This is a genomic window from Enterobacter sp. Sphag1F (genome assembly GCF_014193275.1).
Lineage (GTDB): Bacteria > Pseudomonadota > Gammaproteobacteria > Enterobacterales > Enterobacteriaceae > Pantoea > Pantoea symbiotica.
Window position 1 is genome coordinate 21965 of the sequence record NZ_JACHZD010000012.1, and the last position, 10007, is coordinate 31971.

At 47.8% G+C, this 10007-nt stretch carries 12 protein-coding genes and 4 tRNA genes; 2 read left to right on the forward strand and 14 right to left on the reverse strand.

The genetic code is table 11. The features are described from left to right. Positions 1 to 162 precede the first annotated feature (162 nt). The 11 genes from rplL to FHW71_RS23800 form a co-directional block, all read right to left on the reverse strand. Complete coding sequence (rplL, locus tag FHW71_RS23750; protein ID WP_008108398.1) at positions 163 to 525, reverse strand: 50S ribosomal protein L7/L12; 363 nt, start codon at positions 523 to 525, stop codon at positions 163 to 165. 66 nt (positions 526 to 591) lie between these two features. Next, positions 592 to 1089 carry a 50S ribosomal protein L10 gene (gene rplJ, locus FHW71_RS23755; protein WP_007886294.1) on the reverse strand — a complete coding sequence of 166 codons (498 nt, stop codon included), beginning with the start codon at positions 1087 to 1089 and terminating at the stop codon, positions 592 to 594. A gap of 348 nt (positions 1090 to 1437) precedes the next feature. Continuing rightward, positions 1438 to 2142 carry a 50S ribosomal protein L1 gene (gene rplA / locus FHW71_RS23760; protein WP_008108395.1) on the reverse strand — a complete coding sequence of 235 codons (705 nt, stop codon included), beginning with the start codon at positions 2140 to 2142 and terminating at the stop codon, positions 1438 to 1440. Between the two features lie 3 nt (positions 2143 to 2145). Continuing rightward, on the reverse strand, positions 2146 to 2574 hold the full coding sequence (gene rplK / locus FHW71_RS23765) for a 50S ribosomal protein L11 (RefSeq protein WP_008108393.1): 429 nt from the start codon (positions 2572 to 2574) through the stop codon (positions 2146 to 2148). Positions 2575 to 2722: 148 nt separating this feature from the next. Next, positions 2723 to 3268, reverse strand: a complete 546-nt coding sequence (gene nusG, locus FHW71_RS23770) for a transcription termination/antitermination protein NusG (protein WP_008108391.1) — start codon at positions 3266 to 3268, stop codon at positions 2723 to 2725. Between the two features lies 1 nt (position 3269). Then, a complete protein-coding gene (secE, locus tag FHW71_RS23775) occupies positions 3270 to 3653 on the reverse strand; it encodes a preprotein translocase subunit SecE (RefSeq protein WP_008108388.1) in 384 nt (127 codons plus the stop codon). A gap of 227 nt (positions 3654 to 3880) precedes the next feature. Next, on the reverse strand, positions 3881 to 5065 hold the full coding sequence (gene tuf / locus FHW71_RS23780; protein WP_179453205.1) for an elongation factor Tu: 1185 nt from the start codon (positions 5063 to 5065) through the stop codon (positions 3881 to 3883). A 107-nt stretch (positions 5066 to 5172) separates the two neighbouring features. Next, a tRNA-Thr gene (locus FHW71_RS23785) sits at positions 5173 to 5248 on the reverse strand. A 5-nt stretch (positions 5249 to 5253) separates the two neighbouring features. Beyond that, positions 5254 to 5328, reverse strand: a tRNA-Gly gene (locus FHW71_RS23790). Positions 5329 to 5520: 192 nt separating this feature from the next. Next, positions 5521 to 5605, reverse strand: a tRNA-Tyr gene (locus FHW71_RS23795). 7 nt (positions 5606 to 5612) lie between these two features. Next, positions 5613 to 5688: transfer RNA gene (locus tag FHW71_RS23800), tRNA-Thr, on the reverse strand. Between the two features lie 328 nt (positions 5689 to 6016). Here FHW71_RS23800 and FHW71_RS23805 point away from each other — a divergent pair. Together FHW71_RS23805 and coaA are read left to right on the forward strand one after the other, a co-directional pair. After that, a complete protein-coding gene (locus FHW71_RS23805) occupies positions 6017 to 6574 on the forward strand; it encodes a GNAT family N-acetyltransferase (RefSeq protein WP_179453239.1) in 558 nt (185 codons plus the stop codon). Between the two features lie 202 nt (positions 6575 to 6776). Then, a complete protein-coding gene (gene coaA, locus FHW71_RS23810; protein ID WP_036649080.1) occupies positions 6777 to 7727 on the forward strand; it encodes a type I pantothenate kinase in 951 nt (316 codons plus the stop codon). 61 nt (positions 7728 to 7788) lie between these two features. Here the strand turns inward: coaA and birA are convergent, their stop codons facing one another. The 3 genes from birA to FHW71_RS23960 all read right to left on the reverse strand — a co-directional run. Next, entirely contained in the window at positions 7789 to 8751 is a 963-nt protein-coding gene (gene birA, locus FHW71_RS23815) for a bifunctional biotin--[acetyl-CoA-carboxylase] ligase/biotin operon repressor BirA (protein ID WP_179453240.1), read from the reverse strand. Further along, entirely contained in the window at positions 8748 to 9785 is a 1038-nt protein-coding gene (gene murB, locus FHW71_RS23820) for a UDP-N-acetylmuramate dehydrogenase (RefSeq protein WP_179453241.1), read from the reverse strand. The genes birA and murB overlap by 4 nt, the downstream gene beginning before the upstream one ends. Positions 9786 to 9818: 33 nt before the next feature. Then, positions 9819 to 10007: hypothetical protein (locus FHW71_RS23960; protein ID WP_218889538.1), on the reverse strand; the 189-nt coding region annotated here is incomplete at its 5' end.

Sequence of the window (10007 nt, forward strand, 5' to 3'; positions counted from 1 at the left end):
GAGAGCGATATATTAAGGCGTCGATAGAAAAAGATATTGAAGAGGAATGATGGACAAACAGTGCGAAACGCCATCATTCCCCTGTAGCGCAAAAAGGCTGGTGACCTAAACAGTCACCAGCCATCAGCCTAATGTTACTCAGGCTGCAACCCGAAGGTTGTCTTACTTAACTTCAACTTCAGCGCCAGCTTCTTTCAGAGCAGCTTCAAGAGCGGCTGCGTCATCTTTGCTGATGGCTTCTTTGATAGTACCAGTAGCTTCAACCAGGTCTTTAGCTTCTTTCAAGCCCAGGCCAGTTGCAGTACGTACTGCTTTGATTACTGCGACTTTGTTAGCGCCAACAGCTTTCAGAATTACGTCGAATTCAGTTTTCTCTTCAACAGCTTCAGCTGGGCCAGCAGCAACAGCTACAGCAGCAGCAGCAGAAACGCCGAATTTTTCTTCCATAGCAGAAACCAGCTCAACTACTTCCATTACGGACATAGCGGCAACAGCTTCCAGAATTTGGTCTTTAGTGATAGACATATCGATTGTTCCTAAAAATCAGAAAAAGTTTATACGTTAGCAAGCACGAAGGAAAAGAATTTGGCCTTAAGCCGCTTCTTTTGCATCGCGCACAGCAGCCAGAGTACGGACCAGTTTGCCAGCAGCGGCTTCTTTCATGGTCGACATCAGACGTGCCAGTGCTTCTTCGTAAGTCGGCAGAGTTGCCAGACGGTCAATATTGGCCGCCGTGATCAGCTCACCTTCAAAGGCTGCAGCTTTGACCTCAAATTTTGCATTCGCTTTAGCGAAATCTTTGAACAGACGAGCAGCAGCGCCCGGGTGTTCCAAAGAGTATGCAATCAGGGTCGGACCAACAAACGTGTCTTTCAGGCACTCGAAAGGAGTACCTTCAACGACGCGGCGCAGCAGGGTGTTACGAACAACACGCATGTAAACGCCAGCTTCACGACCTGCTTTACGCAGTTCGGTCATTTTATCAACGGTTACGCCACGGGAATCCGCAACAACCGCTGAAAGCGCGCCTTTGGCTACTTCGCTAACTTCAGCAACAATCGCTTGTTTGCCTTGAAGATTTAATGCCATTAGCTTTGCTCCTGGATTGGCCGGGAATAATTTCCCGGAACTCACTTCACTCATTCACCCGAAGGCGATAAGCGCTATTACACGGTGAGCAGAATCCAGCGAAGAAAAAATTCTTTTTGGTTCTGTCACCGTCTACGCAGGGTATTAAGCAGGATATCCGAAAATATTCTGCTCCTGCGGTCTCGGACGGAGGCCAGGATAAGGCCTGGCTCCAACCTAAGCGACTGAACAACTGAGCCTTTAGACTTAGTCACTCACTCGCTTTGAATCTGGGTTCTGAATTGCGTAAACAACCAGAACAACGGGCGTAAGATTCTAGATGAATTTTTCGCCCGTTACAAGCAGCAATTAGTTTGCTGATGCGCTCAGACCAGCCTGGTCAACGGCAACGCCGGCGCCCATGGTGGTAGAGATGCTGACTTTCTTGATGTACACGCCTTTCGCCTGTGATGGTTTAGCTTTTTTCAGCGCAACCAGCAGAGATTCCAGGTTTTCTTTCAATTTGTCAGTGTCAAAATCCACTTTACCAATGGTGGTGTGGATGATGCCGTTTTTGTCGTTACGATAACGAACCTGACCTGCTTTAGCATTTTTAACTGCTTCAGCAACGTTAGGGGTTACAGTACCAACTTTCGGGTTTGGCATCAGACCGCGTGGGCCCAGAACCTGGCCCAACTGGCCAACAACGCGCATTGCATCTGGAGATGCGATAACAACGTCAAAGTTCATTTCGCCTTTTTTGATCTGCTCAGCCAGATCTTCCATACCAACCAGCTCTGCGCCAGCTGCTTTAGCAGCTTCAGCGTTTGCACCTTGGGTGAAGACGGCAACACGTACTGAACGACCAGTACCGTGTGGCAGAACGGTCGCGCCACGCACGTTCTGATCAGATTTACGAGCATCGATGCCGAGGTTAACAGCAACGTCTACGCTTTCTACAAACTTAGCAGTAGCCAGTTCTTTCAACAGAGCAACAGCTTCGGTGATGTCGTACTGCTTGGTCGCGTCAACTTTGTCGCGAATTACGCTCATGCGCTTGGTCAGCTTAGCCATTTCTTAATCCTCTACTACCAGGCCCATGGAACGAGCAGTACCTTCGATAGAGCGAGTCATCGCTTCTACGTCAGAACCAGTCATGTCCGCAGCTTTAGTTTCTGCGATTTCACGTACCTGAGCACGAGTCACTTTACCGACTTTATCTTTGTTCGGCTTACCAGAACCAGACTTGATGCCTGCTGCTTTTTTCAGCAGAACGGCAGCCGGAGGCGTTTTGGTAACGAAAGTGAAAGAACGGTCGCTGTATACGGTGATAACAACTGGAGTAGGCAGACCTTTCTCCAGAGATTCTGTCTTAGCGTTGAACGCTTTGCAGAATTCCATGATGTTAACACCCTGCTGACCCAGAGCTGGACCAACAGGTGGGCTTGGGTTAGCCATACCAGCTGCAACCTGCAGCTTGACGTAGGCTTGTACTTTCTTGGCCATGATATTTCCTCAATTGGGTTTTAACGCCTGAAAAACAGGCTCCCCGTGATAACGATTTACACGCTAGTAGCAGCGCATAAAAACAAAAGGCGCGAAATTATAGGTAAATTTCGCGCCTTCCGCAAGAGCTAAAAAGTGAACAAAAGGGTTAAGCTTTTTCCACCTGAGCGAAGTCGAGTTCCACTGGCGTTGCACGACCAAAGATGGAAACGGAAACTTTCAAGCGGCTCTTCTCGTAATCCACTTCTTCGACCACACCGTTGAAGTCGGCAAACGGGCCGTCGCTGACGCGTACCATCTCGCCTGGCTCGAACAGCGTTTTTGGACGCGGCTTATCACCAACCTGCTGCAGGCGGTTCATAATCGCATCAACTTCTTTATCACTGATTGGCGCAGGACGATCGGAAGTTCCGCCGATAAAGCCCATCACACGCGGTACACTACGTACTAAGTGCCAGCTGGCGTCATTCATTACCATCTGAACCAATACGTAGCCAGGGAAGAACTTACGTTCGCTTTTGCGACGTTGGCCACCACGGATTTCGACGACTTCTTCAGTCGGCACCATGACTTCGCCAAAAAGCTCTTCCATGTTGTGCAGTTTGATATGCTCGTGCAGCGACTTAGCTACGCGAGCTTCAAAACCGGAGAACGCCTGAACGACGTACCAGCGTTTTTTTGGAGCTTCAGACATCTCAGAACCTCAGGCCAGTGATAAACGATACCAGGCGGACCAGAATACCATCCAGCCCCCACAAAATCAGTGACATCACGGCAGTTACCGCGGCAACGATTAACGTGGTGTGCAATGTTTCCTGGCGAGTTGGCCAAATGACCTTGCGCATTTCGGTTCTTGCTTCACGGGCAAATGCAACAGTCGCTTTGCCTTTGATTGTCAGCAATGCGATGCCGCCTGCTGCAGCAATCAGCACTACTACAGCCAGCGCGCGCAGCGGCAGTGTTACATCGCGATAAATATAGTTGCCGACAATTGCTACCAGGAGCAATGCGATCACAACTACCCATTTCATCGCTTCAAGGCCGCGCCCGCTTCCTTGAGCTTCGGTATTCGCACTCATAAACCAACCTGCCACAATAATTCAGAAACTATTCTGCCCCGCAGAGCGAGGCATCCAAACCGAATGAGCTTTTGAGCGTAACTCGGTATCCAACGCCGTGAAACAGAGCCTGTCTCAACAATGATTATGATTGAAAATCACTGATGAGCCAGGTTCTATGTAACAGCGTGCAAAAAGGGCATCAAATGATGCCCTTTCCTTGTGCATTGCGTCAAATGTTATCGCAATTAAGCGATAATTTCAGCAACAACACCCGCACCAACAGTACGGCCGCCTTCACGGATTGCGAAACGCAGACCCTGATCCATAGCGATTGGCTTGATCAAAGTTACGGTCATTTTTACGTTGTCGCCTGGCATTACCATCTCAACGCCTTCTGGCAGTTGAACGTCACCGGTCACGTCAGTAGTACGGAAGTAGAACTGAGGACGGTAGCCTTTGAAGAACGGAGTATGACGGCCGCCTTCATCTTTAGACAGAACGTAAACTTCTGAAGTGAACTGGGTATGTGGCTTGATTGAACCCGGCTTAGCCAGAACCTGACCACGCTCGATGTCTTCACGCTTGATACCACGCAGCAGAACACCACAGTTCTCGCCTGCCTGACCCTGGTCCAGCAGTTTGCGGAACATTTCAACGCCAGTACAGGTTGATTTCACAGTATCTTTAAGGCCAACAACTTCAACTTCGTCGCCCACTTTAACGATACCGCGCTCAACTCGACCGGTAACAACAGTACCACGGCCAGAGATTGAGAATACGTCTTCGATTGGCAGCAGGAACGGCTTGTCGATTGCACGTACTGGCTCTGGGATATAGGTATCCAGATGACCAGCCAGTTCAATGATCTTAGCTTCCCACTCAGCGTCGCCTTCCAGCGCTTTCAGAGCAGAACCACGTACGATTGGAGTGTCGTCGCCTGGGAAGTCATATGCTGACAGCAGGTCACGTACTTCCATCTCTACCAGTTCCAGCAGCTCTTCATCATCAACCATGTCGCACTTGTTCAGGAACACGATGATGTAAGGAACGCCAACCTGACGACCCAGCAGGATGTGCTCACGGGTCTGTGGCATTGGGCCATCAGTCGCAGCAACAACCAGGATCGCGCCGTCCATCTGTGCAGCACCGGTGATCATGTTTTTCACATAATCGGCGTGGCCTGGGCAGTCAACGTGCGCATAGTGGCGATTCGGGGTTTCATATTCAACGTGAGAAGTGTTGATGGTGATACCACGTGCTTTCTCTTCTGGCGCTTTATCGATCTCGTCGAATTTGCTTGCCTTACCGCCGTAGGTTTTAGCCAGAACGGTGGTGATTGCTGCCGTCAGGGTAGTTTTACCATGGTCGACGTGACCGATGGTGCCCACGTTTACGTGCAGTTTGTTACGCTGAAATTGCTCTTTAGCCATCGCTAGTCCCTCTAAGACACGGATATATCGAAGATATCGTCATATCAACCAGGCATTGCCTGACTGTTTGGTTTACAGAGAGAGAATCAGGAGAGAGATAAAGGAAGTGGTGCTGATACCCAGAGTCGAACTGGGGACCTCACCCTTACCAAGGGTGCGCTCTACCAACTGAGCCATATCAGCACATCTGGAGCGGGCAGCGGGAATCGAACCCGCATCATCAGCTTGGAAGGCTGAGGTAATAGCCATTATACGATGCCCGCATCCTGGAACTCGGCTACCTGTTCTTTCTGTAGCTTATGAATAATAAAAGAAGACCTTCTATTATTCGAGCCGGTCAGAGTTTCTGACCAACTTTGATTGCGCTAATGCGCAATCTGAAATTCGAAGGTGAGAGATGAATAACTCACCCATCAGACAAAGACTTTATCTGATGCCCAACCAGGAGGTTGAGATGGTGGTGGGAGAAGGATTCGAACCTTCGAAGTCTGTGACGGCAGATTTACAGTCTGCTCCCTTTGGCCGCTCGGGAATCCCACCTACTTGATGGTGCCGGCTACCGGAATCGAACTGGTGACCTACTGATTACAAGTCAGTTGCTCTACCAACTGAGCTAAGCCGGCATCAAGTGGAGCGCATTCTAGGAAGACCCGAAGAAGGATGCAACAAAAAAATCGCCAAAATTGTTCTATCGCTTACTATTTGTGCAAATCATCTCAAATTAGCTATCTCATGCAGTAAAATCATCCAAAACATGTCCATTTTTACACCAATTCGTCGATTGGTTTTCTCTGTATCAACATCATTTCCAATGCACATATTTGAAGCGCACTGCCTTTCTACTGTGCAAATTTAGAAATTTTTTTGTGAAAACATCCTCCATAGCCGTTTTTTCGGCTGGTCCGCATTTTGCTTATCTATTAAATCGGGTCATTAAATGGAGTGTGTCGTATGAATATTGTTCAGATTACTGCAGAAACATTACCCCGTTATCGCCAGGCTTTGGCTACCCTGATGATAGACGCGGTAAAAAACAATATGACTTCGGCATTCCAACATTCGCAAAAGATGCAACAGTATCAGGATGCCGAGCGTTATTTTCATAGCTTGCGCAACCAAATGGCACATCATGAGCTGTTGTTATGGATTGCGATCATCGACTCGGTTGTGGTTGGAAGCGTACAGCTCAACATTTGTCAGCGCCCAGATGGACAAAATCGCGCGGAGGTTTTACAGCTGCTCGTGCATTCCAGCATTCAACGAGAAGGAATCGGGCGCAGATTAATACAGACGCTTGAGCATAAGGCAGAAAGCTATCAACGTGGGCTACTTTATTTGGATGTCATGGCGGGTTCTGTGGCAGAAAATTTCTACCGGGCACATGGCTACCACTATTTAGGGGAATTGCCCGACTATGCATTATGCGCGGATGGGCATCCTCATCCCGGCGCGATTTACTATAAACGTCTACGTACCAGCCCAGCAGAAAATGTAGCGACAAGCTACTGACCGACAAGAAAAATGCGGGTACGCTTGCGAAAGCGTGCTCCTGTTTATCATTTTACTTCTTTTTAAAGTCACACTGGTGTTACCCTCCTGCCCATTGTTCTCGTTAATTACCCCTGTGACGTGCAATTGAGTTTGATACATCGTTGTATGCCTAATGCAGCAAGGTGTTGATGAATCAGAATTTGCACTCAGATGCATGCTTATGAGTAAAAAAACGACACCTCTTACTACGCCCTATTTGCAGTTTAATCGCCAGCAATGGGCAGCACTGCGCGATTCAGTACCAATGACGTTGGCTGAAGGTGAAATTGAGCGTCTGCGTGGTATCAATGAAGACCTTTCATTAGAAGAAGTGGCCGAGATTTATCTGCCGCTATCGCGTCTGCTTAATTTCTATATCAGTTCTAATCTGCGTCGTCAGGCAGTGCTTGAGCAATTCCTTGGCACTAATGGGCAGAAAATCCCTTATATCATCAGTATTGCCGGCAGCGTTGCGGTAGGAAAAAGCACAACCGCTCGTGTGCTTCAGGCGCTGCTTAGCCGCTGGCCAGAACACCGCAAAGTTGAACTGATCACTACTGATGGTTTTTTGCATCCTAATGCCGTGCTCAAAGAACGCGGTTTGATGAAGAAAAAAGGGTTCCCGCAATCTTACGATATGCATCGCCTGGTTAACTTCGTATCTGATTTAAAATCGGGTGCTAACCAAGTAACAGCGCCGGTTTATTCTCATCTGATTTACGATGTCATTCCGGATGGCGATAAAGTCGTACAACAGCCTGATATTCTTATTCTTGAAGGATTGAATGTGCTGCAAAGCGGTATGGACTATCCTCACGATCCTCATCATGTATTTGTGTCTGATTTCGTGGATTTTTCAATTTACGTCGATGCACCAGAGTCCTTACTCGAGAGCTGGTATGTAAATCGATTTTTGAAATTCCGTGAGGGCGCGTTTAGCGATCCGGACTCTTATTTCCATCACTATTCGCAATTACCAGAAGAAGATGCACTCGATATTGCGCGCGGGCTATGGCAAGAGATTAACTGGCTTAATTTAAAGGAAAATATCCTGCCTACACGTGAACGGGCCAGCCTTATTATGACTAAGTCGGCTGATCATGCTGTGCAAAGTGTACGCTTGAGAAAATAGCCTTTTTTAATAAAATGCCCATAAAAGATTGTGGGCATTTTAATTTGTTAGTTGGTATGCATTAATTGTCTGGACGCAGTGAAATCTCGCCCCCGACCCAGGATTTAATGACTCCATCCTGCTCCAGTAATAAACCGCCCTGCTTATCAATACCTCGCGCAATGCCATATACTTCACGATCCCCTATAAGAAGCTTTACTGGGCGACTAATGAAGTTATCAAGGACTTCCCAACGAGAGACAAAAGGCGCCAAACCATCGCGCTCAAAAATGGGTAATGCTTCACGCAGGCTATTTATCAACTTCGCAGCCAACTCGTTCCGATCAATATCAACTCCAGCTTCCTGAAGATTAATCCAACCCTGATTAATTTCCGCCGTACCTTCTGAACGCATCAGCAAATTGACGCCAGCACCTATAACGATCTGAGCGGCATCGCCGGTTTTACCGGTTAACTCAACTAAAATACCGGCAAGTTTACGATCGTTAAGATAGAGGTCATTTGGCCATTTCACCCGAACATCAGGTGCACCCAATGACTGAATTACTTCTGCCATGATGATACCAATCACCAGACTCAGGCCCATCGCCGCGGCTGGCCCCTGCTCCAGGCGCCAATACATGGACATATACAGGTTGGAACCAAACGGTGAAAACCACTTACGTCCGCGACGTCCGCGCCCTGCTTGCTGATATTCGGCAATGCATGCGTAGCCAGACGGCAATTGATCCATCCGATCCAGCAAATACTGGTTGGTAGAATCGATTACAGGAATCACCGCCAGATTAGGTTGATGCAGGTGAGATTGAATGACTTCTTCATCCAGTAACTGGATAGGTTCCGGTAAGCTATACCCCTTACCCGTCACCGTATATACATCCAGACCCCAGCTTTTTAAAGTCTGTATATGTTTATTGATGGCGGCGCGGCTCATGCCAAGCGCTTCGCCCAGTTGTTCACCAGAGTGAAATTCACCATCAGCCACTAATGCAACCAACTTTAACGGCACGCTATTATCTTTCATGAAATTACCTCAACGGCGTTACGCTCGCCTCGAGCACCGATAAAGCGTACTTCTGGCTCCAGCCAAACATCAAATTTTTGACCGACTCTATTTCTGACCTGATGCGCCAAATCTACAATATCCTGTGGAGTGGCATGATCTTCATTAATCAGTACCAAAGCCTGTTGGCGGTGAACTGCGGCACCGCCAACACGAAAGCCTTTAAGACCACATTGATCGATCAACCAGCCAGCTGCTAATTTCATTTCACCGCTGGCCTGAGGATAATGAGGAATAGATGGCCACTTCTTAATTAATGCAGTTGCATGCTCAGCGGTGATGAGCGGATTTTTGAAGAAACTTCCCACATTGCCTGTAATTTTTGGGTCGGGCAGTTTACTTTGACGCATATGGCAAACAGCATTGAATACATCCCACGCACAAACTGTTGCTGGGTTTAATTTAGTAAGATCGCCATAAGTCAGAACAGGTTTCCACTGTTTCGCCAGACGTAATCCCACTGCAACTATGACATAGTCATTCTTCATTGCATGTTTAAAAACGCTATCGCGGTAGCCAAACTGACACTCTTCCCGATACAAACGAATAATCTTTTGGGTTGGAAGATGTAAAGCTTCAACGTAATGACAGGTATCTTTAAATTCGACACCATATGCACCGATATTTTGAATCGGTGCTGAACCTGCCATGCCGGGAATTAGCGCCAGGTTTTCCAATCCTGTAATGCCCTTCTTCAGCGTCTGTTCAACTAAAGCATGCCAATTTTCGCCAGCACCAACATGTAAATGCCATGCTTCGTCATGCTCTTCGATAGTTATGCCTTTAATCGCATTAACGACTACAGAGCCGCTGAAATCTTCCAAAAAGAGTACGTTGCTCCCTTCGCCTAATACAATAAAGGGCTGATTTAATTGCTGACTGTTTTTCCAGGCAAGGGTAATAGCGTCAGGAGTTTCAGCGATGGTAAGCGTTTGGGCATTGATCGCAAGACCAAGGGTGTTGAAAGCTTCTAGGGATGTATTGGGGCTGGACATTTCACGGCCTTTACTGATTAATCTGGCCGTAGTTTACCTGATTGGCAGGTTGCTAGTTTGATGTTTTCGTATTTCTGGTGGGATATTATTAATGTACAAACGTAAAAAAGCCCCAAACTTTCGTTCGGGGGCTTCTTCACTATTTGATGCCTGGCAGTTCCCTACTCTCGCATGGGGAGACCCCACACTACCATCGGCGCTACGGCGTTTCACTTCTGAGTT

Coding starts and splice junctions, on each gene's coding strand:
- rplL (WP_008108398.1), bottom strand. CDS start 525: ATGTCTATCACTAAAGACCAAATTCTGGAAGCTGTTGCCGCTATGTCC.
- rplJ (WP_007886294.1), bottom strand. CDS start 1,089: ATGGCATTAAATCTTCAAGGCAAACAAGCGATTGTTGCTGAAGTTAGC.
- rplA (WP_008108395.1), bottom strand. CDS start 2,142: ATGGCTAAGCTGACCAAGCGCATGAGCGTAATTCGCGACAAAGTTGAC.
- rplK (WP_008108393.1), bottom strand. CDS start 2,574: ATGGCCAAGAAAGTACAAGCCTACGTCAAGCTGCAGGTTGCAGCTGGT.
- nusG (WP_008108391.1), bottom strand. CDS start 3,268: ATGTCTGAAGCTCCAAAAAAACGCTGGTACGTCGTTCAGGCGTTCTCC.
- secE (WP_008108388.1), bottom strand. CDS start 3,653: ATGAGTGCGAATACCGAAGCTCAAGGAAGCGGGCGCGGCCTTGAAGCG.
- tuf (WP_179453205.1), bottom strand. CDS start 5,065: ATGGCTAAAGAGCAATTTCAGCGTAACAAACTGCACGTAAACGTGGGC.
- FHW71_RS23805 (WP_179453239.1), top strand. CDS start 6,017: ATGAATATTGTTCAGATTACTGCAGAAACATTACCCCGTTATCGCCAG.
- coaA (WP_036649080.1), top strand. CDS start 6,777: ATGAGTAAAAAAACGACACCTCTTACTACGCCCTATTTGCAGTTTAAT.
- birA (WP_179453240.1), bottom strand. CDS start 8,751: ATGAAAGATAATAGCGTGCCGTTAAAGTTGGTTGCATTAGTGGCTGAT.
- murB (WP_179453241.1), bottom strand. CDS start 9,785: ATGTCCAGCCCCAATACATCCCTAGAAGCTTTCAACACCCTTGGTCTT.